Source organism: Pseudarthrobacter sp. R1 (genome assembly GCF_024494415.1).
Lineage (GTDB): Bacteria > Actinomycetota > Actinomycetes > Actinomycetales > Micrococcaceae > Arthrobacter.
The window spans coordinates 1,061,317-1,085,101 of the sequence record NZ_JAMKFI010000008.1 but is presented as its reverse complement, the minus strand read 5'-3'; the positions used below and the strand labels follow the sequence as shown (position 1 = coordinate 1,085,101).

Annotated in this window: 22 protein-coding genes; 15 read left to right on the top strand and 7 right to left on the bottom strand. The window is 64.8% G+C overall.

Features of this window, described 5'->3' with window-relative positions:
* Positions 1 to 350 precede the first annotated feature (350 nt).
* Both M8J71_RS15885 and M8J71_RS15880 read right to left on the bottom strand, forming a co-directional pair.
* A complete protein-coding gene (locus M8J71_RS15885; RefSeq protein ID WP_256248754.1) occupies positions 351 to 485 on the bottom strand; it encodes a hypothetical protein in 135 nt (44 codons plus the stop codon).
* 146 nt (positions 486 to 631) lie between these two features.
* On the bottom strand, positions 632 to 775 hold the full coding sequence (locus M8J71_RS15880; protein WP_156400145.1) for a hypothetical protein: 144 nt from the start codon (positions 773 to 775) through the stop codon (positions 632 to 634).
* 220 nt (positions 776 to 995) lie between these two features.
* On the opposite strand from M8J71_RS15880, the gene M8J71_RS15875 reads away from it, so the two are divergent.
* Together M8J71_RS15875 and M8J71_RS15870 are read left to right on the top strand one after the other, a co-directional pair.
* Entirely contained in the window at positions 996 to 1,469 is a 474-nt protein-coding gene (locus M8J71_RS15875) for a hypothetical protein (protein ID WP_256248753.1), read from the top strand.
* Positions 1,470 to 1,578: 109 nt separating this feature from the next.
* Positions 1,579 to 1,863, top strand: a complete 285-nt coding sequence (locus M8J71_RS15870) for a hypothetical protein (RefSeq protein WP_139126767.1) — start codon at positions 1,579 to 1,581, stop codon at positions 1,861 to 1,863.
* Between the two features lie 70 nt (positions 1,864 to 1,933).
* Here the strand turns inward: M8J71_RS15870 and M8J71_RS15865 are convergent, their stop codons facing one another.
* Both M8J71_RS15865 and M8J71_RS15860 read right to left on the bottom strand, forming a co-directional pair.
* Entirely contained in the window at positions 1,934 to 3,238 is a 1,305-nt protein-coding gene (locus tag M8J71_RS15865) for a Y-family DNA polymerase (RefSeq protein ID WP_256249018.1), read from the bottom strand.
* A gap of 15 nt (positions 3,239 to 3,253) precedes the next feature.
* Positions 3,254 to 3,730, bottom strand: coding sequence for a LexA family protein (locus M8J71_RS15860; protein ID WP_256248752.1), 477 nt, complete (start codon positions 3,728 to 3,730; stop codon positions 3,254 to 3,256).
* Positions 3,731 to 4,157: 427 nt separating this feature from the next.
* On the opposite strand from M8J71_RS15860, the gene M8J71_RS15855 reads away from it, so the two are divergent.
* From M8J71_RS15855 to M8J71_RS15835, 5 genes are all read left to right on the top strand, one after another.
* Positions 4,158 to 4,568 (top strand): hypothetical protein, encoded by a 411-nt coding sequence (locus M8J71_RS15855; RefSeq protein ID WP_256248751.1) that lies wholly within the window; start codon positions 4,158 to 4,160, stop codon positions 4,566 to 4,568.
* On the top strand, positions 4,565 to 5,602 hold the full coding sequence (locus M8J71_RS15850) for a hypothetical protein (RefSeq protein ID WP_256248750.1): 1,038 nt from the start codon (positions 4,565 to 4,567) through the stop codon (positions 5,600 to 5,602). Before M8J71_RS15855 ends, M8J71_RS15850 begins: the two co-directional genes overlap by 4 nt.
* Positions 5,599 to 6,246: a hypothetical protein gene (locus tag M8J71_RS15845; RefSeq protein ID WP_256248749.1), complete on the top strand. Its 648-nt coding sequence runs from the start codon at positions 5,599 to 5,601 to the stop codon at positions 6,244 to 6,246. The genes M8J71_RS15850 and M8J71_RS15845 overlap by 4 nt, the downstream gene beginning before the upstream one ends.
* A complete protein-coding gene (locus M8J71_RS15840; protein ID WP_256248748.1) occupies positions 6,239 to 6,499 on the top strand; it encodes a hypothetical protein in 261 nt (86 codons plus the stop codon). Before M8J71_RS15845 ends, M8J71_RS15840 begins: the two co-directional genes overlap by 8 nt.
* 66 nt (positions 6,500 to 6,565) lie before the next feature.
* Entirely contained in the window at positions 6,566 to 6,784 is a 219-nt protein-coding gene (locus tag M8J71_RS15835; protein WP_256248747.1) for a helix-turn-helix domain-containing protein, read from the top strand.
* Positions 6,785 to 6,924: 140 nt separating this feature from the next.
* Here M8J71_RS15835 and M8J71_RS15830 read toward each other — a convergent pair whose 3' ends face one another.
* Positions 6,925 to 7,416: a hypothetical protein gene (locus tag M8J71_RS15830; RefSeq protein WP_256248746.1), complete on the bottom strand. Its 492-nt coding sequence runs from the start codon at positions 7,414 to 7,416 to the stop codon at positions 6,925 to 6,927.
* Positions 7,417 to 7,656: 240 nt separating this feature from the next.
* Between M8J71_RS15830 and M8J71_RS15825 the strand changes: the two genes are divergently transcribed.
* From M8J71_RS15825 to M8J71_RS15805, 5 genes are all read left to right on the top strand, one after another.
* A complete protein-coding gene (locus M8J71_RS15825; RefSeq protein WP_256248745.1) occupies positions 7,657 to 10,074 on the top strand; it encodes a type IA DNA topoisomerase in 2,418 nt (805 codons plus the stop codon).
* Between the two features lie 253 nt (positions 10,075 to 10,327).
* Positions 10,328 to 11,227, top strand: coding sequence for a hypothetical protein (locus tag M8J71_RS15820; RefSeq protein WP_133830795.1), 900 nt, complete (start codon positions 10,328 to 10,330; stop codon positions 11,225 to 11,227).
* A gap of 41 nt (positions 11,228 to 11,268) precedes the next feature.
* Positions 11,269 to 13,554, top strand: coding sequence for a hypothetical protein (locus M8J71_RS15815; RefSeq protein ID WP_256248744.1), 2,286 nt, complete (start codon positions 11,269 to 11,271; stop codon positions 13,552 to 13,554).
* Entirely contained in the window at positions 13,551 to 17,126 is a 3,576-nt protein-coding gene (locus M8J71_RS15810; RefSeq protein ID WP_256248743.1) for a hypothetical protein, read from the top strand. Before M8J71_RS15815 ends, M8J71_RS15810 begins: the two co-directional genes overlap by 4 nt.
* Positions 17,127 to 17,203: 77 nt before the next feature.
* Complete coding sequence (locus M8J71_RS15805) at positions 17,204 to 17,716, top strand: hypothetical protein (RefSeq protein ID WP_256248742.1); 513 nt, start codon at positions 17,204 to 17,206, stop codon at positions 17,714 to 17,716.
* A 107-nt stretch (positions 17,717 to 17,823) separates the two neighbouring features.
* On the opposite strand, the gene M8J71_RS15800 is transcribed toward M8J71_RS15805, so the two are convergent.
* A complete protein-coding gene (locus M8J71_RS15800) occupies positions 17,824 to 18,288 on the bottom strand; it encodes a hypothetical protein (protein WP_256248741.1) in 465 nt (154 codons plus the stop codon).
* Between the two features lie 129 nt (positions 18,289 to 18,417).
* On the bottom strand, positions 18,418 to 18,912 hold the full coding sequence (locus M8J71_RS15795; RefSeq protein WP_256248740.1) for a hypothetical protein: 495 nt from the start codon (positions 18,910 to 18,912) through the stop codon (positions 18,418 to 18,420).
* An 831-nt stretch (positions 18,913 to 19,743) separates the two neighbouring features.
* Between M8J71_RS15795 and M8J71_RS15790 the strand changes: the two genes are divergently transcribed.
* Genes M8J71_RS15790 through M8J71_RS23675 form a run of 3 tightly spaced genes read left to right on the top strand, consistent with a single transcriptional unit; the run spans position 19,744 to position 23,174 of the window.
* Positions 19,744 to 20,871: a tyrosine-type recombinase/integrase gene (locus tag M8J71_RS15790; RefSeq protein WP_256248739.1), complete on the top strand. Its 1,128-nt coding sequence runs from the start codon at positions 19,744 to 19,746 to the stop codon at positions 20,869 to 20,871.
* Position 20,872: 1 nt separating this feature from the next.
* A complete protein-coding gene (locus M8J71_RS15785; protein WP_256248738.1) occupies positions 20,873 to 22,810 on the top strand; it encodes a tyrosine-type recombinase/integrase in 1,938 nt (645 codons plus the stop codon).
* A complete protein-coding gene (locus M8J71_RS23675; protein ID WP_374114856.1) occupies positions 22,800 to 23,174 on the top strand; it encodes a DUF6262 family protein in 375 nt (124 codons plus the stop codon). The genes M8J71_RS15785 and M8J71_RS23675 overlap by 11 nt, the downstream gene beginning before the upstream one ends.
* Positions 23,175 to 23,785 lie beyond the last annotated feature (611 nt).

Here is a 23,785-nt window from a genome sequence, read left to right as displayed (position 1 = left end):
GGATCTGATATTCATCCGAGGCCGGGGGCGCAAGAGGTGCCCCGCCGGCTAACGGATGATGAGCAGCAATGACCTGGTAGCGGGCCCGGGCAGGGTGTCGGTCATGGAGGTCCTGGCGGATTTCCCTGATGCGGTGACCGGGGCGCAATGTTGCAATTCCAGGGATGCGGTTGTCCCGACTGTTCGCATTGTGTGGTGCCATGACCTGTCCCGACAAGCGGCCAATAGGTGTCCCCCTCCCTCATGATAGGTCCGGTTCAGACTGAGGTTGAAGGGCACCGGAAGAGGCAGCTGGGCATACCGGAACGGGCTTGACGACCCTCCGGTTTTCCACATACGCCAGGACTCCCCTACCGGCAGTCGGCAACCGATGCTGCACTGGAGGCATGCTCAGCTACGAAGACATCATTCTGCTCGGCGAGGAACGGGTCCAGGTCATCCAGGAACACGAAGAGGGCCGTTGCTGGTGTGGCCAGACCTGGCAATGACCAACCTTGACGGGCGCTGTCTTGGTTGTATGGCTGGTGCTTCCTGATGCCGGACTGCTTGCTTCAGGCCGGACCAGGACCTTGCTGGGAAGGGGCCAGGTGAATCCAGCAGGGTATCCGGGCGGAGGAGCATACTGAAACGGTTACACCTCACGGTCCGGAACGCGAATGATGATCATCCGGGATCCTTCCGGGATTTTGGCCTTCGCCGCGGCCAGGGTGGTGCCATAGTCGGGGCCCGTCGCGCTGACGCGCATCATTTCGCCCTGGGCATCTTCAATGGTCAATTCAACCTCCATAGCTCTGAGCATAGAGCCCTGCCCGGCCGTCCTCTGTCCGTTGGAGAAGAGAAAGTTGTCAAGTAACAGCATGCGCAGTGAGTAGCCTGCCTAAGCTGTGAAATGAGAGTCTCTGATCGGCGCGCCATCAAAGGTGTCGGACTACGGTCGGCAACTTGAATCGGACCGGAGTGAGACTGGGATTGCCGGTAAAGGATAGACTGCCCGAGTGCCCAATCATGATCAAGAAGGCCCGTTCGATCGGGCGCAGCCGCTCAATCCATCACGTCTTCGGCAGCCCAAGGACAAGTCAGTCCAGTCTGAGCCCAGTGAAGTGCGCAACCCTGAGGCCGCCGGAGCCTGCGAGCAGGATATGAGCCAGGGCCCGACCCGTTGGCAGCGGATCAAGGAGCATCCGGCTTTCAAGACAGGTCTCGCCGTTGGCGCTCTTGCGGCTGCTGGCGCGGTCACGTTGTTGACACTGAGGTCGCCCGAAGCATTCAAGCAGGTCAGCGCGGCGGTCTGGGAGAAAATCCCTGAGTTCACGGAGGCGGCTTTCGAGGGCATCGGCGAGGAGGCCAGCAGAAAGTCTCCGACCGAGCATAATGTCAGCGGGCACCAGCGCGTGCAGCACTACGGTCCCGGCGGCACCGAGACAAAGTTCGTCCAGGTATCGCCTTACTCGCGTGGAGGTAGTACCTAACAGGCGCATGCGATACTGACCGTGTCGAAGATTGCGGTTGTGCTTGTCGTCAGCGGTTTATCTCATATCAGAAACGGCTTCGGCGGGACGTATTGGGACGGTAGGGCCTTTGGGTATCTTTGATTTCCTTGCGAAGAAGGAAAAAAGCTGGGACGAGATCGATGTCTACGAGGGTGAAACGCCCCCGTGCCCCAACTGTGGGACGCCCCTGGTGAAAAAGTTTGTTTACTCCGAGATGTACTGCCTTGAGTGTCGCTACGGTCTAGATGACGATGACGATGACGACAGCGAGGCGCTGAGTGTTTACGATGCAGCTCAGATCTGGGCCTCACACGGTAAGGATGAGGATTACATGTTCGGGTATTCCTCGGAGGAACTCGAAGCCGCGCTTTAATGTGGCAGGTCGCTGCTCGAGTATGCTGCCGGCGCGGGTGCTGTTGAGGTCCTGCGTTTCCCTTACCCCGCTATGCCACAGCGACCGGCAGCTCGTCCCAGTGGGTCGTGCAGCGCTTCGAGAGCATGGCGCGCTTCATCTCCCATGCCGGCGGGGTCTTCATGCCGCCCAGGCCCACACCCACAGCCTGCGCGCCGAGCTTTCTCGTGATCTCGTCAAGTACCTTCCCTACTCCCCGATCTTCGAATTCGGATTGGAACACAGGTAAGAACTGAACGCCGTCACCCGCGCGCAGTCCCGTGAGCACAACTCCTGCACGGGCGTAGCGGATACCGGCGGTCGGAAACAGATCAGGCAGGATCGCACTGGCAGCTTTCGTAAGCGCGATCGGGTCATCGGTCGGCATAGCCAGCGGAACAGCCCGGTGGGCTGAATGCGGGACAGTTCCTTCGTCGGCCCAGCCGGTCGAAGCCCACACCGAGAGCACGCCGGCGACGGACCCCTGGGCCCGAAGACGTGCTGAGACCCGCTGGGCGTAGATCGACAGAACCTGATGCATCTCGTCAGGGTCCGTAAGCTTGCGCGAAAAGCTCCTGGAATAGATCAGCTGGTCCTTGGCAGCCGGCGGCTGGGTCTCCAGCTCGATGCATTTTTGCCCGCGCAGCTCCAGGATGGTTCTTTCCATGACGACGGAGAACCGTTTACGGAGCCATTTGGCATCAGCGTCGCGCAGTTCTCTGGCCGTGTGGATGCCGAGCGCAGCCAGGCGCTTGCCGTTACGCCCGGCGACGCCCCAGAGGTCAGTCACATGGAGGGAGTCAAGGATCCGGTCAAGCTGCTCGTCCGAAAACCGCCGGAGATCGAGAACTCCATTGAAAGCGGGGTTTTTCTTGATGCCGAGAGCCGCTACCTTGGCGAGGGTCTTCGTGGGACCGATCGCGACGCGGACAGGAATGCCGGTCAGCTGGAGGACAGTCCGTCGGATCTCCTGTCCTCGTGATTCGAGTTCTTCAGGAGCGCCCCGCAGCTTCAGCCAGCTTTCGTCGATCGAATACACTTCCTGCCACGCACTGAAGCGGCCCAGAATGGTGGCAACCCGTGCACTCAGCGAGCCATAGAGCTCATAGTTCGATGACCTGGCTTCGACGCCCTTGGCCTGGCACCAGCCGCGGATCCTGAACCACGGCTTGCCCATGATGTCAGGATCGAGTTCCTTCACCAGCGGGCACGCGGCAACCACACAGCCGTCATTGTTCGAGAGGACAAGGGTCGGTCGGTCATGCAGCGTGGGGTCGAAGACACGCTCCGCGTTGGCGTAAAAGGAGACGCAGTCTACGAGAGCGATTTGATCGGGTGCTGGGGTCAGAGTCGTCATTGCCACGGCTGGAGACTATAGGCGGGGTCTGACACCACGTTTGATTTTCGCAGGAGACAGAATCCATGTGACCACGCCCCAGACTGACATCTCCGTGTGTTCGTGGAGAACGATGTCCGCATAGTCGAGGTTCTCTGCCACGAGAACGGTACGTCCTTGGATGACGTCCAGCCGCTTGACGGTGTATTCGCCGTCAACGACGGCGATCACGATCTTGCCCGGAACGGGATCGATCCCCCGGTCCACGAGCAGCAGGTCGCCGTCATTGATTCCGGCTCCGGTCATGGAATGGCCGGCTGCACGCCAGACGAATGTGCAGGTTGGGTCCCGGACCAGGTGCTGGACAAGATCAAGGTTTCCCGACCAATATCCCTCTGCAGGGCTGGGGAAGCCGCAGGCGACGGCTTCCGGCGCAAACGGGAGTATCAGCGGCTCGTCGAGCGCCAACGGTTCTGGCTGCGAGGCCTGCATGTCCACTTCCTTTTCGAACATATGTTCGATGGAATCGTATGCCCGGGCGGGAACGGCACGCAACGTGGAGCAAAATGCCGGGCGGACTGGACAGGCCGGGGCTCTGGGGCGGCAGCCAGGAATAAAGGCCCCGGTGCGCTTCATGTGCGTCGGGGCCTTCTCTTTTCCCCATGAACGGGAGGTGCGAACCAACGTCCACGGGAGGTGCGAACCAACGTCCACGGGAGGTGCGAACCAACGTCCAGCGACCCCGGTCTTGGGTCGAGGAACCGAGGCCGCCTGGGGCACGCGATCAGGCACTGACCGGGTGACGCAGATGACTCTACCCCTCTGCCCGACCTCTCCGCAAAGATCTGTCACAAGTCATTGCCAAATCATTCGCGACAGGCATTCGAATGACGTTAGAATGGACTCGTACATCAGTCGAATATGACAGGAGAGGCCAGACATGACCGTCGTCGACGAGCCGAAGGCTGCGCCTCCCGCTGCGCAGGCTGCGACCAGGTCCGGTGGACCGAGCACCGACCAGAATGGCAGCGACCGCAGGGAGCGGGTCTTTACCCGCCTGTCCTCGGACGAGAAGCAGCGGGCGGAGTACTGGGCGCAGCGGCGCGGCTACCCCTCCGCCAACGAGTACTACGCCGAGGCGATCGCCGAGAAGATCCGGCGCGAGAATCTCGACTTCGACATCCCTGATCTGCTCACCGCGCGCATCAACCAGGTCGTCGACGAGCTCAAGGCGCTTTCGACGAACAACGCCAACCTCGAGCGGGTCGTGACCATGGGCTTCGATTCCCTGCTCGGGCTGACCAGGGGCGACAACTATCTGCTGGACGAGGAGAACGGGGAGCTGACGTGAGCCAGGGGCTGAACGAGATCATGCCGTCCACCGACGAGCTGATGGACGTCGACACGTCCTTCCTCGATGCGTACCGGACCGGCGGGAGCGAGGGCCTGAAGCGGGCCCAGGAACGGGCACAGCCGGCGGAGCCGGAGCAGGACACGCCGGAGAAGGATGAGGCCCCGCAGCAGAGCGCCGAGAACCTTGACCGGGACACCGGTGCCGGACAGCGGGGAGGCTCGGGAGCAGGCAGCGCCACTCCCCCGGCCCAGAGCGACGCGGTCGCCGTGGACACAGCAGCGATGCCGCAGGTGCACGACGACGTTGACGCCGAAGCGCACCCCGCGGCCCTCCCGGTGTCGCCGCCGGAAGATGCCAACCTCATCCCGCCCGTCCCGCTCCAGCACACCGACCATCAGGAGGCCGTGCAGTCTGCGGCGGCCAGGGGCGGCTCCGGCGGAGGGGATGAAGGCAGCGAGTCGTTGCCACAGAGCGGCTTCCGGCTCGAGGGCGTGAAGAGCCAGCCTGCCGTCCGGGCCCTGCCCGAGGCCATCGTCGGCGCGCTGCGGGAGCAGCTGCGCTCAGCGGCCGTCCGTGAGCTCGGTGCCGGCGACACGGCAGCCCGCGAGTTCGCCGAGCGGTTGAGCCAGGCAAGCCTGGTCACGGCCTTTCTGCTGGCCCAGCTCGACCTTGGACTGGCGACCGATGCCGCCACCCGGCGCGCGGCGCAGCTGTTCCGCTCCCGTGATCCGCTGCTGGGCAGCATCGCGGCGCGCATGGAAGCCCTGGAGCGGAGGGGCCGTGAGCAGACACAGGGCCTGGCCGCGCTGCACGGGCAGCTGGGTGAGGTAAAGGAGACCAGCGCGGCGATCGAGCAGGCACTCGCGTACTCGATCGCGGACCGCACGAGCAACTTCCTGCGCGGATCGCACAACATCCACGAAGCACCGATCACGCACAAGGACGCGGTCTTCGTCCGCGACCGGGTGCGGGAGGCGACGAAGAAGCAGGCGAAGCTCGAGCGCAAGCGGGAAGGGCGTCCGATTCGGTGAGCACCGCCACGCACAGGAGTGCAGCGACCGACGCCGCGCGGTTCTGGGAGAAGGTCGACAAGGAGGCGGGCAGGCTCGACGGCTCAGGCTGCTGGGTCTGGACCGCTTCGGGCCGCTTCGGCCTGTCGAACGGCCGGTCCTCGGTCACGCCGCGCCGATACATCTGGGAGGCCCTGCAGCAGGAGCTCGGGCTCGGGTCCCTGACGCAGGACGAGATCCTGTGGATGGCCTGTGGTCGCAGTGCCTGCGTAAACCCCGGGCACATGCAGAAGGGGGCCAAGCCGCTGCGCCGGCCGGGCAGCCGTACCTGTGCCCGCGGGCACACGATGGACGCCGACAACGGCTACTGGGCCAAGGACGGCACCTGGGTGTGCCGTCCCTGCAAGCGCGACCACTCCCGCCGGTACCGCCAGAACCCGCAGTTCCGGGCCGACCAGGCTGCTGCCAGCGCCAGGTACATCGCCGCGGACCCGCAGCGGGCCGAGCGCAAGAAGCAGCGGCAGCGGCAGCGGTACCGCGATGACCCCGACTACCGCGCCCGGATCCGGGCGGCGGCGCGCGAGAGGCGCGCCAGGAAGAAGGTGGAGGAGGGCCGCGACGACCGGTCCGGCAACGCAGAAATGAAGGAGGCCGGGCGTGGCTGAGGTGCTGTTCCCGAAGAGACAGCGGTGCAAGGGGTGTGGCAAGGGTCTGGGGCTGCGTCCCCAGGACCCGGTGCTGCTCGGGCTGTACTGCGCTCCCCGGTGCGCGGGGATGGCGAACCCCGCCTTCCGGGCCGAGGACGCCCCGCGGGAGTGCACGACCACGCGCGAAGGGAAGAAGGTCTTCAAGCGCCGCTATCGATGCGAGGACGAGATCCCGCACCGGCTCAGCGAGGATCCCTCGATGAGCTCGTAAAGCTGTGGACACTGTGGCCACTGGCACCTGGGTCATACCCGCATGGGGACCGCCGAGAAGTTCCGCATGTTCGAGGACCTTGACGAGGACCTGCCGGACCTGTTGGTCAAGCTCCGGGGGAAGGCCTCCCACAAGCAGGTCGCTGAGGTCGCCGGGGTCCGTCCGATCCGGATCAGGGAGCTGGAGTCCGGTGTAGACCATCCGGAGAACCTGAAGACGCTCGGCAAGGTCCTGAAGGCCTACCGGGTTCGTCTGGGCGTCGCGCTGCCGACCTCCGGACGGTGATCAGCGCCGTTCAGCATCAGCGAGGCATGGACAGCCATCCTTGCTACTTTATGTCCATCACGATCAGCCCGTTGCCGCCAGGCGCGGGCTGATTTTCTTTTTCAGGGGGAGACTCGAGCTCTGGCGCGGCTGAGGCGGAGCTAGGACCGGACGGTGAGCCGGCCTTCCTTCATGTCGTCACGCAGCTGCGACAGCATGTACCAGTGCGCGCCCTTGGGCTTGAGTGAGATGTAGTGCTCGTGCTGCTTACCATCCTGCTCCCAATCCAGGACCATCTCCGGACGGCGCAGCAGGCCCTGGTATTCGTCGACGTCGGCGCGGATCTCCACGCGCACACGTTCGTCCGCAGGCGGCACCAGCAGCACCGCGACGTCGCCCTCGTAGCTCAGTGAGACCTCCTTGGCGAGGAGCCGTCGTACGTCGGCCGTGCAGATCTCTCCGCGGGCGACGTCGAAGACATTCTTGCCGTGCGTGGCGCTCTCCCAGGCGTCGATGCACTCGATCAGCATCGAGCACCCCTGGGCGATACGGATGATGTCCGCCTCGTCCGGCGGCCAGCTGCCCTCCTGCATCTCGATGAGCATGCTGCTGAAGTCCTGTGGTGTGCGCAGGAAAGCGTGGTCGAGGGCCATGGGATTCGTGCTCCTGGGTCGGGCGTGAGCGGGTGGCGACTCTATAGACGTTACCTCGATCCGGGGTCGCCGTGAATGATCCAGGCCCTCTCTGACGGGCGTGCCGGCGCGGGTCTCGCCGCTCCCACTCGACTCGCTATGCGACTCGCTCAGACTCGCCATTCGACTCATTCTATCGATAGACTTGTGACTGATTTATGAGTCGACTGGTTTATGAGTCACCGACGAAAGGGAGTCAAGATGGTTGTCGGGATCCTCACCGAGAAGCCGAGCGCGGCGCGGCACTTCGCTGCAGCCCTCGGCGGCATGAACGGCACGTACAACGGGGAGCAGTTCGTCATCGCCCACGCCCGGGGGCACCTGTACGAGTTCGTCGATCCGCACCGGATGGTGGCGGATCCGGACGTGGCCGGGAAGTACCGGACCTGGGACCTGGGCAACCTGCCCTGGGACCCTCAGCAGCTGGACTGGAGCCTGGAGGTGATCAAGAACGCGAGCTCTGTCGCCCAGGACGTGAAGCGGACCCTGGGCAAGTGCGACGAGATCGTGATCGCCACCGACGTCGACCCCACGGGCGAGGGCGGCATGATCGCGGTCAATGCCTTCCTCGAGTTGGGGCTGAAGCCGGGCAAGTGGTCGCGCATGTACTTCACTGATGAGGCTCCGGCCTCGCTGCAGAAGGCCTTCGCCGCGCGCAAGGTCATTCCGTCGCTCCTGGACTTCGACGAGTACCGCAAGGCGCGCTACCGCTCACAGTTCGACCTGCTCTCGATGCAGTTCACCCGCATCGCCACGAACATGGCGCGCCAGTCCGGGCAGGACACGGTGCTGCGCCAGGGCCGGCTGAAGTCGGCGATGGTGAAGCTTGTCGGCGACCAGTTGAAGGCGTACAACGACTACATCAAGAAGCCGTTCTTCCAGAACCGGTTCCGCGACGAGAACGACGTGATGTACACGAATCCGGAGGAGCCGCGCTTCGACCGGAAGGACCAGGTGCCGAACCAGTACGGCCCCTCCCCCGTTGTGCTCGACGGCAAGGCGACGAAGCAGACCGCGCCACCGAAGCTGCTGGACCTGGCCGCACTGTCCTCGCTCCTGGTGGGCAAGGGGATCAAGGCCCAGCTCGTGCTTTCGACCTACCAGTCCATGTACGAGGCCCAGGCCGTCAGCTACCCGCGCACTGCCGACGTGACGATCACGCCCGAGCAGTTCGACGAGCTCGCGCCCCTGGTGGACAAGATTGCCGGGGTCGTGGGTGTGGACCTGAAGCTCCTGACGCACCGCCAGCCGCGCAAGACGCACGTCAAGCCCCAGGGCGCGCACGGTGCGAACCGGCCGGGCCCGAAGGTGCCCGCTTCGCTGGACGATGTCGAGCAGCGCTTCAGCAAGGCCGGCCGCCTGATCTACGAGACGCTGGGCAAGAACTACCTGGCGATGATCGCCGAGGACTACATCTACGAGCAGCAGAAGGGCCACGTCAAGGACTACCCGGACTTCGTGGGCATCGCCAACGTTCCGCTGTCGGCGGGCTGGAAGGCGGTGTTCGATCCGGACGCCGGCGACGACTCCGCCGAGAGCGACGAGAATGAGTCGGCCAAGGGTCTGGGTACCAACGCTGAGCCCTTTGTCTTCGAGGGTGCGAACAAGCGCCCCGAACACCCGAGCATGAAGTGGTTGATGAAGCAGCTGGAGAAGCGCGACGTGGGCACCGGTGCCACCCGGACTTCGACGTATTCCGAGGTGACGTCGACGAAGACCAAGTATCCGCTGCTGCTGGAAAAGGGCCGCAAGCTCACCCTCGCCGAAGCCGGGGACATGAGCTGGCGGCTGCTGCCGGACACCCGGATCGGCGACCTGGCGCTGACTGAGAAGGTCTATGCCGACATGAAGGAGATCGCCGCAGGCACGGGCCCGAGCGCAGAGGAGCGCCTGGCTGTCGTGGCCGACTGGGTGCGCGAGGACATCGCGACCATGCAGAAGAACGCTGCGACGATGCGCTCCGAGCTGGGGCTCAAGGAGGAGGCTGTCACCCGGAAGGAACGGGTGCAGGGCACCTGGTCCACGACAGGCAAGGATGTTGTGTTCGCGCGTGAATGGGGCGGCCACCGCTTCACCGACGACGAGGTCGCCCGGCTGCTGGCCGGGGAGACGATCGAGTTTTCGGCGAAGAGCACCACGGGCAAGGTCTACGAGGTCTTCGGCGAGCTTGGCGAGGGTACTTTCAAGGGCCGGAAGTTCGTCGGATTCCAGAAGCTCGGTTTCGGCCGGCGCGACGCCAGCGGCAACGCGCTGCCGCCGGCGTCCTGGTGCCACTACACCTTTACGCCCGAGGAGATCGACCGCCTCATGGCTGGCGAGGGCGTCGAGTCCAGCGACTTCGTCTCAAAGAAGGGCAACCGCTTCCAGTGCAAGGTCTTCTTCCGCGAGGAGAAGAAGGGTGAGGGTAAGAAGATCGTGCCTGACTTCGAGGCCTCACTGGACTCCCCGCCGAAGAGCTGGTGCGGGGTTGCCTTCACCGACGATCAGCTCGCGGCACTGGCCGCGGGCAAGACGATCAAGGGTACGGGCTTCACCTCGAGCAAGGGAAAGAAGTTCGACGCGACCTTGGCCTGGAAGGACGAGGGCGGCAAGAGGAAGCTCGTCCCCTCCTTCGGCTGAGGTTGCGCAGACTCGCTCCTGAATGATTATTCGGAGGTCAGTCCGATAGACTGCCCGTCCACGTACATCAGCACGCCACGGCACCGCCCGACGGCATCGGATCGCATGTCCGAGTCCGTTGGGCGGTGCCATTCTTGCGTCAGTCACGCTCAATTCGATAGGTCTATCTAAGGTAGAGTAGTCATGTATCCCTCGTCTATGAGGGCATTCGGACAGGCGCAGACAAATCAGTGGTGGCAGCAGGGAGAGATTCATGGCGAAGATGTCGTACAAGGTGCCGACGAGCCTCAACAGGTCGTTCCTCGACCACGAGATCACGCTCAGCAAGGGCGGCTGGGCGGCCAAGCCCTCCCCCATCAAGCAGCTGTTCTTCTTCGGCGGGGGCGCGCTGGCGCTGCTGTGGGCGGTGACGCAGACCTTCGTGGCGAGCTCGGGACCGGTGTTCATCACGCTCTTCGTCATCTGGGGCCTGGCACTGATCGTCTACTTCGGCGGCATGACCAAGACCAAGGAGCTGCGGGCGATGAACGTGCCCGCCCTGCTGGCGTACGCCCCGTCCCGGGCACGCAACGTCTTCACCCGCCGCAGCTCGGACCCGAGCGACTTCTACTCGATCGTCGGCATCGACGGCATCGAGGAGGACGGCCGGATCCACTTCTCCGACGGCGGTGAGGGGCAGGTCTACCTGGTCGTCGGCTCAGCGTCGTACCTGCTCTTCGACGAGGACCGCATCGGCATCCTGGACCGGGTCGACGCCTTCTGGCGCAAGATCGACACGAACTGCGAGTGGTCCTTCGTCACCACGAAGGAGCCGCAGCGGATTTACCACCAGGTGGCCTCGCTCGAGCACCGCAACCACGCCCTCGAGGTCCGCGACCCTGACCTGATCGAGCTGCAGAACGAGCAGTATGACATCCTCACACAGCACGTCGGTGGCAAGTTCACCTCGATCCACCAGTACCTGCTGCTCAAGGGCAAGAGCGCTGACGCTCTGCGCCGGGCGCACATGGTGCTGCAGTCCGAGGTCGAGGGGTCCGCGCTGATGATCAAGGAGGCTACGGTCCTCGACCGCGAGGAGACCGAGCCCATGCTGCGGGTCTTCTACCAGGGCATCGAGGACGACCTGCACTCTCTCAAGGCCTCACTGAACTGACCGGGCCGAGCTGGACGAACAAAGGAAGGACGAAGGGTGACATGGCGCTGATGACGAAGGCCCGCGCGCAGCTGGGCATTCCGGGGAAGAAGCCCCGGGGCGGGGACGCGACGGCCGTGCCGGGCGTGGATGAACTGGAGGTCGCTCTCGACGGCGATCCCGCCATGGGCGGGACGGTGGAGACGTCCGAGGTGACCGCGCCGGCGGTCGCCGCTGAGCCGGCCGAGGTGGTCGAGCCGAAGAAGAACTGGTGGCAGCGCCGCCAGGAGATGAAGAAGCTGGAGGGGCGGTTCGACTCGTATCCGCACCTGCTGGCGCTCAAGCCTCGGGAGAAGTACGTCTTCCGCTCCGACTACTTCGAGGTCGACGGTTCCGTGGCGTGCGTGCTCGCGTTCTTCCACGACGACGCCGCCCACGACAACTTCGCCGCGTTCTGGGGCATCGACCGGATCCCGGACGGGCTCGACGAGCGCGTCACCGCGGTCGTCCTGGAGCAGGTGCGCCGGATGGACGAGAAGTGGGTGGATTCGTTCACCAAGCAGTCGGAGAAGCTCGACCGCCTTGACGCGAACGAGCAGGAGGAGACCGGCACGACCTCCTCCAAGCGCAAGGCCGCCAAGATCTCCTCCGACCTGGAGGTCACCATCGGCGAGATCCAGGACGGCGCGAGCTACCTGTCGGTGCACAACCGCCTGTTTCTCAAGGCTCCGGACCTCGAGACGCTGGACGACTCGGTCGACCGCGTCACGCGCCTGTACATCGACCGCTTCGGCACGCTGAAGGCCGCGGCGTACGCCGGCGAGCAGCGCCAGGAACTCTCGGGCCTGTTCAAGAACAACGAGAAGAAGCGCGGCAAGGGCTTCCACTTCACCTCGACCGAGCTCGCGGGTTCGTACTCGCTGGTGACTAACGGCCTGAACGACCGGGGCGGCGAGTACGTCGGCTACATGGTCGGCGACGTCAACAACTCGGCCGTACTCATGGACGTGAACCGGTACGAGCACCACGTTGTCGTGGCAGACGCGACCCTGAGCGAGTACCTGGACCGCCAGCGTGTGTCGAACATGTGGTGCTCGAAGATCTCGCAGGCCTGCATGCTCGGCAACGGCTCGGTGGTCCACCTCGTGCTGGACGGGGCGGACCTGGACAAGCTGGGCCCGAACTTCGAGCGGCTGACCTCGCGCGTGGACCTGAACCGCGGTGACGTCAATCCCTTCGAGCTGTTCGGCGACGAGGACGACGAACTGACGGTCTTCGCCGCGCAGATGGAGAAGCTCAAGCTGATGTTTGAGCAGCTCTACGAGACCACGGACGGGGCAATCGGCTCGATCATCCGCTCTGCGCTGGAGGACACGGCGACCGACTTTTACGTCGAGCAGGGCATGTGGCGGCACAACGCCAAGGACCAGCGGCACCGTCTGCGCGTGGTCAACATCCCGCACCAGCAGGTGCCGCGGCTGCAGATGTTCGTCTCGTACCTCGACACCGCGCACAAGGCCCTGCTGAACTCAAGCAAGACCGACCCCGACCAGCTGCGCGCGTACAACGTGCTGCGCGGCATCGCGAACACGATGCTCAGCACGAACGGCGACCTGTTCAACAACCACACGGCATCGGCCGTGGACGGGGTCCGGGATGCCCGGCGCGTGGTCTACGACTTCTCGCGGCTGATGCGCCGCGGCAAGGGCGTGGCCATGGCCCAGCTGGTCAACATCGTCGGCTTCGCCGTCGGCAAGCTCGGGCTCGGGGACACCGTGGTGATCCACGGCACCGAGCAGATTGACGACCGCGTCAAAAAGTACCTGCGCGACCAGTTCGACCATATGCACGAGCGCGGCGGCCGCGTGGTCTACAGCTACAACGACGTCGACAAGATGCTCGCGGACTCGGACTTCAACAAGTTCGACGCCGCGGACTACACGCTCTTCGGGCCGATGCGCGACCGCACGGTGGCGGAGTACCAGAAGCAGCTGCACCAGCAGATCCCGCCGGACCTCGCCCAGCTCATCACGACCAAGGGCGAGAACCTTACCTACCTTCGCCGGGACGTGTCGAACGTGGTCTTCCACCTCGACCTCGCGCTGGGGATCAACCCCTTCCGCGAGGCCCAGCGCAGGCAGGTTCGCCTGGAGGCCGCCAAGGCCGACGAGGCGGCCCGGATGGACCAACTGATGAAGGACAAGCCGGCACCCGGCGCGAAGCTCACCAGCGCCCGCCAGAGCGTCGAGTCCGAGGAGGACCGCTCTGAGGACCAGGTGGGGCGGGCCGACCGCAGGAAGGCCATGAAGAAGGCCGGGACCGCCCCGCGGAAGCTGGGCAAGTCATGACGGCCATCACGGACACGACAGACAGGAAGGGAAAGATGAACGGGACCATCACGCTCGCGGCGCGGGCCCGGGCAGCGGCGACTGCCCGGGGCGGGCTGGTGCGCGTCCTGGCTCTGTCGCTGCTCGTGGCACTGGTTGTGCCGCTGCTGATGACGGTGTTCGCGCCATCGGCGCACGCTGCCGACGACGAGGACCGCGACAATTACTCGCTGTACCAGCTGGCGTCGAATGCCTCGACGTACTTCAGTCAGGAGAACTCCCCCGAAGGCAAGGACAAGCCCGAGGATCGGATGAACGAGGACTGGCGGGCGATCACCGCCGACCCGGCGACGGGCGGCGACATGCTCGGCTACGCCGACTCCGAATTCAGCCTCTTCAACGTAGTCGGCTGGCTCTTCGCCGAGGCGACGGGCTCCACGCAGACCATCGGGTACGACACGCTGAATGCGACAGCCAGCGGCAGCGGCAAGAACGTCTACTCCGGCATGGTGGACTACGCCCACTTCGGCGCGGCCAACGCCGACCTCGGCCTGGACACGATGTCCTCGGGCATCGGTGGACAGATCCTGTCGCTCATCGGCGGCGGCGCGATCTGGCTGCTCTACGCGATGGCGCTGGCCGTGGGCACGCTGTTCTATCTCATCATCCAGCTGCTGAAGGTGCTGAACCCGTTCATGTGGTTCTACCAGGCGGTCGCCGGCGTCGCGGACTCCGGCGGCAATACGAACAGCGCGCACCAGCAGGACCTCGCCGACGAGATGACCGGTGGCCAGGCCAGCGGCGGTGCCCTGGCGGGCCTGCAGCACTGGATCGCAAGCTGGTACGGCCTGCTGCAGTCGATCGCCTGGGAGGCGCTGGTCCCGCTCTTCATCGGGTTCCTGATTATTGGCCTGGTGCTGTTCAAGAAGATGGACCGCGGCTCGGCGATCAAGAAGCTCGTCGTGCGCGTCGTCTTCATTGGCGTGGGCCTTCCGCTGATGGGTTCGATGTACACCGGCGTCCTGGACAAGTTCGATGACTCGCTGCTGGGCCAGCACGCCGGCCCGACCCGTGTGGTGCTCTCCACGTACGTGGACTTCGAGGCCTGGATGATGAACGACCGTCTCGGCGTTCCCGATGAGGCCGTTATCGCCTGGGACAACGGCCAGGCCAGCAACAACGCGATGATGTCGGTGCGCACGACGGCACTGGCGATCAACAAGCAGGCGCACGGTTCGACCTTCCGCGACATCAGCGTGGGCCCCGGTGCGACCAATGCCGAGACGGCCTGGAAGAACAGCCTGGTCGGCATGGAGGGCAGCCCGGCGGGTGACTTCAACGCCGTGGGCGAGACCTTCGGCATGCTCAACAGCTACATCTCGGGCCAGATTACATCGGCGTCGGACTTCGAGTCGGGCATCAAGAGCGCGATTACCAACCTGCCGGTCAACAGCGACGTGAAGAAGGAGTGGTTCATCGACAAGAAGTCCTACGGTGACAGCGACAACTTCGGCGGGCACGGCGAGTCGGACTACATCCCGACCAACCACCCGGTGCTGGCGGCCGGCGGCAAGGGCCTGACCTCCTCGAACCCGGGCGGGAACACGACGAGCTTCTCGACCCAGGGCACCAAGCACGGCTGTGGGTTCTCGGTCTGGGCGGACAACGCCCCGGTCTCCTGCAACATGTCGGCGCTGTCGGCGTACAACTACCTGAACACCGGCTTCGGCCCCGACTCGATGACGATGTACAGCTCGAACAACGTCACCAGCGGCCTGACCCGCGAGGACCACATGGCGGTCAGCCAGGTCGGCACGGGCCCGGCGAAGTTCATGTACTGGCAGAACGCCGGCGTCGTGTTGGGCAGCATGGTCCTGCTCGGCTTCTGGTACGCCATCGGCATGCTGGTGGGCGCGGTCAAGCGCACCTTCAGCCTCGTAGCCGCGGTGCCGTTCGCCACGCTGGGCGCGATCGCCGCGATCAGCAAGGTGATCGTCTACTCGGTCGCGTTGATCCTCGAGGTGCTGGTGACGCTTTTCATCTACCAGTTCGTCTCGGAGCTGCTGATCTCCATCCCGGACATCATCTCCGGGCCGGTGTCGGCCTGGATGTCCCAGGACGGCCTGTGGGGCTCAGGCATGCTGGGCGGGATCATCGTGGTCATCCTGACCCTGATCTCCTCGCTGCTGATCATCGGCATCACCTTGGCGCTCCTGCGGGTGCGCAAGGTCGTGCTGCAGGCGATGGACGAGGTGTTCACCAAGTTGGTGGACAAGTTCCTCGAGACCAACACCGCACCGAAGCCGGACAAGAGCGGCATGCTCCCCGCGCTGGCTGCGGGAGCCGGGGCCGGAGCGGGCATGGCCATGGGTAACAAGCTCGCCTCCGGCGTCGGCGGCAAGCTCGGCGGCAGCGGGGCCACGAAGCCCGGCGGCACCCCCGGTGGCAGCAAGGGCTCGTCGACCAACGCCGGCGGCCTGAACGGTGAGCAGAAGTCGCTTGCTGCCGGGAAGGGCGCACTGGCCCTGGCCGCCGGTCCGAACGACGGTCCGGGAGCCGGCCCCGACGGCGGCAGCCCCGCCGGTCCCGGTCCGGTTCCCGGCGGTGGTGGTGACAGCGGCGGCCGCGGCCCGTCCGCTGGTGGTCCCGAGAGTCCCGGCGACAAGGGCGGTCCTCTGCAGCTCACGGGAGGCAAGGCGGGGAGCTCCCGCTCCGACAAGGAGACTGCTCAGACCCTGAGCGGCAAGGGCGGCCTGTCGAACCTCGGCTACAGCACCGGCCAGGGTCCCTCCTCGCGGGGCGGCCATGGGCTCGGCGGCGCGCAGGGTGCTCCTGGTACCGGGCAGCCGGGCCATGGCCAGGGTCAGAAGCGGGACGGGCTCACGGGCGGCACCGATAGCGGTGCGCACACCAGCGGTGTCCGCAAGGCGGACGCCGGCCAGTCGGCACCGACGCAGTTCGGCACCGGACAGCAGGCGGCTCCGGCCTCCTCGGGCCAGGGCCCGCGCTTCACCGCTGGTACCGGCGGGCCCGCGCAGGTGAACCCCGTCGTCGCAGCGGTCCCGGGGATTCCGGGCACCCGGGCGTCGCGGGCCGCCGAAGGCCAGCAGCCGCAGGCCAACGCGGGTTCCGGCTCCCGTGCTGTGCAGGCGGGACCGGGTATCCCGCAGGCCAGCGGCAGTCAGCGCCGCAGCCCGCAGGCTCCGGTCCAGGCTCCGACCGGCCAGGGCAGTGTCCACTGGGCTCCGATCCAGCCCCGCACCGGCGCTCCGGCGCAGGCGCAGGGCCAGTCCGGTCAGCGTCCGCAGGCCCCGGCTCCTGCTCCTGCTCCTATCCAGCCCCGTGTCGGTGGCCGGGTTACCGGAGGCGCTCAGGGCAGCCAGGGTGTCCAGCCGACTCCACGCAGCGGACGTCGATCGGCACCGGCGGCTCAGGCTCCGAAGGCTTCGGCTCCCACCCCGGCTCCGAAGGCCCCGGCCCCGAAGCCGTCGCAGCCGGCTCCGGCCCAGCCGCGGCGGACGGCGGATCCGGCTCCGAAGCGCACGGACGGTCCCGTGTCGCGGAGGAAGCCGGCTGAGGACCCGAACAACTGATCGTTGGTGATGAGGGCGGCGCACTCCGACAAGGGGTGCGCCGCCCTTTGCCTGCCACGGGGGAAAGGATGGAACGGATGAATCTGCGAGGCAAGGCGCGCGACGAGTTTCCGCTGGGCTGGTGGCACTCGGGGCGCTGGTGGCTCGAGGGAGCGCGCGAGCTGGCGGTGAACTGCCTGGCCGCGTTGGCTGCTGTGTTCTTCCTGCGCGAGGCGCTGCGGCTGGTCCGCCATCGCGACAGCCCCGCTGATCTGGCGCGCCGGCGGGTGCCGACGGAGGGTTGGGTGGCCGGGCTCCTGCTTGGGTGCATGGCTTTGGGCAGTTCAACGGCCCTGGCGGCCGTTGCAGTACAGACGGGCTCCTCTGAACGGGGACTGGTCCAGGTGGTGGTCCTCATCGCCATCGTGTGGTGGCTGGCCAACGTGGTCGTGTCAGTAACCGCGCTTGCAGTGCTGGCCAGGTCGCGGGTCCGGCACCGGGACACCTGGGCCGAGATCGATTTCGTCGAGACACATGCGCCAAAGTACGGACGGCCGCCGGAGACGATCGAGGAGTACCGGGCGCTGCGCCTGAAGGGCGGACGGCTGTAGGGCTCATACGGGACTGCCAGCCAGTCAGAGACAAGAAGACCCCGTGGACGTGATGTCCACGGGGTCTTCCTTTCCCGTCGGGCGGCAGTCGTACTGTGGCACTGGCCTCAATCCCTCCGGGGGCCCTTGTCGAAGATCCGCGAGATGCGGTCGATTCCCTCGGCGCTGAAGATGTCCGAGACGGCACCGGCGGTCCCGCTGCGCGGCAGCTCCGAGCGCAGGGTGAGCTTGGCGTACCCCCTGGTCGGCCGGGACTCGATGACGTAGACGATCTCGTGCGAGACGAAGGTCGCAGTGTCGAAGTCCGGCTTCTTCTGGTGGGTGAGCACCCGGAAGCCGGCCCGGGTGCCGATGTAGTCGAAGAAGCGTGTGAGTTTCTCCTCCTCGAGCTGCCGCCGCTCCCCCGCGTTGCGGCCGGAGACTTCGATCAGCTGGATGTGCGTGCAGTCCACATCGTCCGTCGGCCGGCGGATGTCGTCGAAATCCCACGTGGCTCTTGCCGTGCGCAGCTGCTCGTCGCAGGGGTACGCCACCCGCCCCTTGTAGTACCTGATCGGTCCGATGAGCGTCATGCCCGACCTCCTGCATCCTGTCTGGCGCACGGGCGCGTCCTGGGAGAGAAAAGGCAGAGCCCCGCGGACGCGTGGTCCACGGGGCTCCGGTACTGCAGGTCGATCGGGGCAGTCAAGGGGTCAGCCTCCTCAGCCGCAGTACTTGGTCTTGACGGCCTTGCCCTGCTCGCTGTCGACTGGCACGAGCACGACGTCGTTGACGCCGTTGGAGAAGACGAACTCCATGGTCGACTTGCCCTTGCCGAAGCTGATCGAGCCGGTCTCGGTGGTGCTGCGGCCAGCCTCGGTCCAGTCCACGGAGGACTTGGACTCGTTGATCTTGCCGGTGCCGCGGACGGTGTAGGCGTCCTTGAGCTCGCCCTTCGCCGCGGCCGCCTTCGGGTCGTCGAGGACGGAGTTGATGGAGTGGCAGGCGAGGTCCTGGCGGCTGGCGGTGTCGAAGTAGGTGATCTGGTCACCGTCCACGACGACGATGTCGCCGTTCTGTCCTTCCGAGGTGGCGAAGTACCGCCCGTCCCCGCCGGAGCTGCTGCAGCCGCTGAGCACGAGCGCGGCGCATGCCAGAGCTGCAGCGGTCGCGGCCAGCTTCGTCCGCGTCACGTGTGCGGTCCTGGTGATGTTCATGGTCTTCTCGTCCTTCTGGTCGGTCCTGTCGTCCTGGCTCTGTGTCCAGGCAATGAGTGTTCGGAAGGTCCAGCGTCTCGGCTCCACACTTCAGAACTGTTTCCCCGAGCCCCCGTTCCCAGGCCACGCCCGGGAGCCGAAGCTGGCCCATCCACGCCCGCCTGGACGGACGATCTGCTCAGCCTGGGCTGAGCAGGATTTCCACTCGTATACCTGTTTTCTCTACCAGTATGGCAGACCACGTACCACCTGTACCACCTTGCACATGTCAGTCAGGAGATGACAGGGACAACTCCAGACACAGAGCGCAGCACGCCGATCCCTGCGCGGAGAACGCCTGCAGGACCCCGGCGTCGTGCCCGGTGTGCCACTCGGGCCCATCAGGGCCGGGGGTCACACCGCACGCCGGAAGGAGGTGCCCGGAAGCGGAGTAGAGGTGATGGACGGTACGGGAAGCAGAGGCAGCTGGCATGTCCCCATTGTCTGACACTGCCCCGTTTTGTGCCGAGCCGGCAGCGGACGGGATCAGTCCGTTCCGGGCGTTGTCGGAGCCCTTTCCTAGCTTGGTGTGCAGGGGATCGAAAACGGGACCAAACGATCCCCGGGAGTGATGGGGCGGCCGTAGCCGCCATCTTCATAGGTCGCCTATTCGAATATATGTTTCCTTCAGCCTTCGGCTGGATGTCTTTGACGTAGCTTACGGGTGGCCTACGACAGTCCCGCCCGGCTTCGCGGAGTGTTATCTGGAGTGTTGTCCACGAGTTCACGGTTCAGTCAATTGCGCCTGTTAGACCGGATGCCATCACAGGAACCTGCTTCCAAGGAGCCGCGATGCCCTGGTCCGTTCAGCGAGTGCTTCAGCACGACGGAGGGGAGTCGTGGACCGTCACCGATCCCTCATACGATGTCGTGGCGCCGGTCGACCGTTTCCTGGCCCATCTGGGCGCGGTCGATCGGTCACCCGGGACCGTCAGGTCTTATGCCTTCGACCTGCGGGACTTTTTCACCTTCCTCGAGCGATCCCAGGTCCAGTGGCGAGACGTGCAGCTGGAGGACCTTGGCCGCTTCGCCAACTGGCTGCAGCTCGCTCCCAGTGAGAGAGCGGGACAACTGCGGCGGCTGGCCGTTGGGGCGCAGCATTGTTCCGCCGCGACGATCAATCGCAAGCTTTCCGCTGTCGGATCGTTCTATCGGTTCCATCATCAGCATGGGGAGGTCTTGGAGTTCCCGGAGCTGACGGGCCGTCGTGGCGGCGGAAGATCATGGAAACCGCTGCTTGCACATCTTGGCGGCCCGGGGCGGCCGGGGAAGGAATTGAAGCGGCGGGTGCCGGCTCGAACGCCACGAATGCTCACCCCAGAACAGGTATCGGCGGTCCTGGACGCCTGCAACCACCTGCGGGACCGACTCCTGTTCGCCCTCTTGGCTGGGACAGGAATGCGGATCGGCGAAGCGCTGGGTCTTCGTCATAGTGACCTGGATTCTGCAGAGTGCCTCGTGAAGGTGCGCTTCCGGCACAACGCCAACAACGCCAGGGCAAAAACTGGTGACCGCGACATTCCCATCCAGCCCGGCCTGGTGCGGCTGTTCGCTGACTACCTGTTCGAAGAGTACGGGACACTGGATTGCGACTACGTCTTCGTGAATCTTTGGGCCGAGCCCGTGGGCCGTCCAATGACCTACCAGGCTGTCCTTGACCTGGTCGCCCGGCTGCGTGCCCGAACAGGATTCCACTTCACGCCGCACCAGTTCCGCCACACCTATGCCACAGACCTGCTACGCAGGAACGTCCCATCGGAGGTCGTTCAAAAGCTTCTGGGCCACTCATCCGTCGCTACCACGATCGACACGTACTCCCATATCGACGTCCAGCACCTGCGGAAGGCGCTGGCCGCGGCAGGGTGGGTTCCCCAGCGCCCGGAGACCCGCAATGAATCCCCTTCGTGGAACGGGGCATAAGATGAACCGGCCTAAAACAAGGGACGTCGCTGCCGGCCCAGGCGACTCCCTGTCACGCATGCGCGTCGCCTTATCACCACGCTTCGACGCCGCGGTGATAGTCCTTGATGACCCGGATCTCACGGCAAATTTGTACCCGATCTGCAGCATCGACGGGTGCGCCCGGTTCCTCAGCACCAGACAGCTCTGCCAGACACACCTCGGCCGGTGGAAGAAACTCGGCCAACCCACGCTCGATGAATTCCGGACCATGTCGGGCCCCAAAACCAATCCCGAAAAAATCGACCTCACCGGCCTGCCAGAAAAGCTCCGGGTCGAGCTGGCCCTATCACTTCAACTATTGGCATCCAGCCCGCGAAGCCGTCGACGCTTCCGGTTACAAGACCTACGCGACCTGATCAAAGTTCTGAGGCAACTGGGGACCGGGTCATTGCTCACGGACCTGCCCTTAGAAAGCACGGAAATCCAAAAGGGTTCCAAGGAAATGCGGCGGGCACATGCTGCCCTGCACGCGGCACTCGAACACTTCCTGGAACCGCCTGATGCGTCCTCAGAGTTCGAACGCGATGCCTGGCGGCTCGAAGTCATGGGCTTCCGAGGCCGGACGGGTCAGCAGGGCATATTGCGGTTCGGCACCATCCCGCAGCCGTGGCTAAAGTTGCTCGCCAAGCGTTTCATCCGGTGGCGGATCTCCACAGGCACGAGCTACTCCCAACTCAACCGGGACATGACGGCCCTTCACCGCCTGGCTGATGCTTTCACCGAACATGCCGGCGCCAAGGGAACGGTGCAGGACTTCACCAGAGAAAGCATCGAGGTCTACCTCAACCTGCTGCTCCGGCTCCGCCTGAGCCCGGCCAGCCGCAGCTACTCGCTCAGCTCAACAGCCCTGTTCCTACGAGCAATCCGCGAAAACAACTGGCAACCAGACCTGCCGCCATCTGCCGCAATCCGTTCCAGCGACCACCCACGCCGCACTGCAGCTCTTCCCCGGGCACTCCCGGAATTCATCATGGCCCAAATCGAAGACCCCAAGGCTCTCGCGCAACTAGAGCAGCCGCACCGGCTAATGATGCAGATACTCACCCGCACCGGTCTACGCCTATCCGACACATACCGCCTGGAAATCGACTGCCTCCTCAGCGACCACCAGAACGCCCCCTACATGCGCTACTTCAACCACAAAATGTCCCGCGAAGCGACCCTGCCAATCGACGACGAACTCGCCGCCGCGATCACCGAGCAGGCAAAAGCAGTCCAAGCCGTCCTGTCGGACGCCCGCTACCTCGCCCCCGCCCCGACCTCCACAACCGGCGATCGGCCATGGAACCCCGGAACCGCCGCCGGCCACATCCAGACCTGGCAGAGAACAATCGGACTCCACGATGAGCAGGACCGTCCGTTCCGATTCACCGCTCACCAGCTCCGACACACGTACGCCACGCGCCTCATCAACGCCGACGTCCCGCAGGAAGTGGTCCGCCGACTCCTCGACCACGAATCACACGAAATGACCGCCCGATACGCCCGACTAAAGGACGAAACAGTCCGCCGTCACTGGGAACAAGCCAGGAAAATCACAATTCACGGCGAGATCGTAAACCCGGCACAAGATGACGCAATCAACGACGCAGCCTGGATGAAGGAAAACCTCGGCCGGGTCACCATGGCCCTGCCCAACGGCTACTGCGGCCTGCCACTGCAACAGGCGTGCCCCCATGCCAATGCCTGTCTAACATGCCCGGTCTTCGTCACCACCCCCGACTTCCTCACTGAGCACCTCGACCATCTACGCTCCACGAAAAGACTCATCGCACAAGCAGAATCGGCAGGACAAACCCGCGTCGTGGAGATGAACGGCCAAGTCGCAGCCAACCTGCAAAACATCATCGACACCATCCAAAGCACCGGGGAGCGAAACAACATCGATGAGAACTGACAACAGCCAGCACCTCCTGGCAGCCACACGGCGTCGATCAGCTAGAGCCCGTCAACAAGTGCAGGAAGCACTCAAACAACTCGGACAAACCACACAACCCGTGACCGTCAGTGAACTGGCGCGAAGATCAGGCGTATCCCGCTCATGGCTCTACACACAACCGGACCTGCTGGAGCAGCTCCAACGACGGAAACTACCCGGCAAGACGGCCCCAACGGGACCAGACGTTCGCGCATCCGAGGCATCAATCCACCGGCGCCTCGAGCTCGCCCACAAACGAATCCGACAACTGACCGACGAAAACATACGCCTGGAGGAGCGGCTGGCACGAGCACACGGCGCCCTACGCGAAGCCCGACATTGACGCCTTTCGCCTGGCAGTTGCTAGAGAGCTAGTGTCCGGTAGACGGGTCCTTCACCGGCAGCCGTATGGTGTAATCAGCTCAGCGATTCAGGCGGGTAGGATCCCGCAGCTGGGGTTTCGTCCGTGACGCGTTGTCTCCACCGCCGGCCCTGAAAGACCAACCATGCGGTGGCGGCAATCGGCACTAGCGGGAAGACTGGCCTCCCGCTAAATGCAACTACGGCAAAGGCGACCCAAAGAACGCCAGTGAGGACGCCCATGGAGATCAATGACTTGCGGGTAACCGGATAGGAAGGAAGTACAATTCCTTCAGCGCGGAGCTGTCGGGCCTCCGAAGCTGCCGCCCGGATCAAGGGAACAAACACGGCAGCCAGAACGGCAGCTACAAGCGTGGAGCGCCACGGTTCCGGAACGCCGAATGCCTCGAGGGCCGACCCCACCAGCGATCCCAGGATAATGAACCAAAAAATTGCCCAGCCAGCCAAGCGCCTCCGCTTGGGCGGCATACCCTCCAGGGAATCCGGTGGCCATGATTGCCACTCATATCTGTTATTGCTCTTGCCTGCCCCCGTGGCCATGTCCACAGAATACGCCAGCGCAGGCCTCGAGGA

Coding starts and splice junctions, on each gene's coding strand:
- M8J71_RS15865 (WP_256249018.1), bottom strand. CDS start 3,238: ATGACGACTCTGACCCCAGCACCCGATCAAATCGCTCTCGTAGACTGC.
- M8J71_RS15860 (WP_256248752.1), bottom strand. CDS start 3,730: ATGTTCGAAAAGGAAGTGGACATGCAGGCCTCGCAGCCAGAACCGTTG.
- M8J71_RS15855 (WP_256248751.1), top strand. CDS start 4,158: ATGACCGTCGTCGACGAGCCGAAGGCTGCGCCTCCCGCTGCGCAGGCT.
- M8J71_RS15835 (WP_256248747.1), top strand. CDS start 6,566: ATGTTCGAGGACCTTGACGAGGACCTGCCGGACCTGTTGGTCAAGCTC.
- M8J71_RS15830 (WP_256248746.1), bottom strand. CDS start 7,416: ATGGCCCTCGACCACGCTTTCCTGCGCACACCACAGGACTTCAGCAGC.
- M8J71_RS15825 (WP_256248745.1), top strand. CDS start 7,657: ATGGTTGTCGGGATCCTCACCGAGAAGCCGAGCGCGGCGCGGCACTTC.
- M8J71_RS15820 (WP_133830795.1), top strand. CDS start 10,328: ATGGCGAAGATGTCGTACAAGGTGCCGACGAGCCTCAACAGGTCGTTC.
- M8J71_RS15815 (WP_256248744.1), top strand. CDS start 11,269: ATGGCGCTGATGACGAAGGCCCGCGCGCAGCTGGGCATTCCGGGGAAG.
- M8J71_RS15810 (WP_256248743.1), top strand. CDS start 13,551: ATGACGGCCATCACGGACACGACAGACAGGAAGGGAAAGATGAACGGG.
- M8J71_RS15805 (WP_256248742.1), top strand. CDS start 17,204: ATGAATCTGCGAGGCAAGGCGCGCGACGAGTTTCCGCTGGGCTGGTGG.
- M8J71_RS15800 (WP_256248741.1), bottom strand. CDS start 18,288: ATGACGCTCATCGGACCGATCAGGTACTACAAGGGGCGGGTGGCGTAC.
- M8J71_RS15795 (WP_256248740.1), bottom strand. CDS start 18,912: ATGAACATCACCAGGACCGCACACGTGACGCGGACGAAGCTGGCCGCG.
- M8J71_RS15790 (WP_256248739.1), top strand. CDS start 19,744: ATGCCCTGGTCCGTTCAGCGAGTGCTTCAGCACGACGGAGGGGAGTCG.
- M8J71_RS15785 (WP_256248738.1), top strand. CDS start 20,873: ATGAACCGGCCTAAAACAAGGGACGTCGCTGCCGGCCCAGGCGACTCC.
- M8J71_RS23675 (WP_374114856.1), top strand. CDS start 22,800: ATGAGAACTGACAACAGCCAGCACCTCCTGGCAGCCACACGGCGTCGA.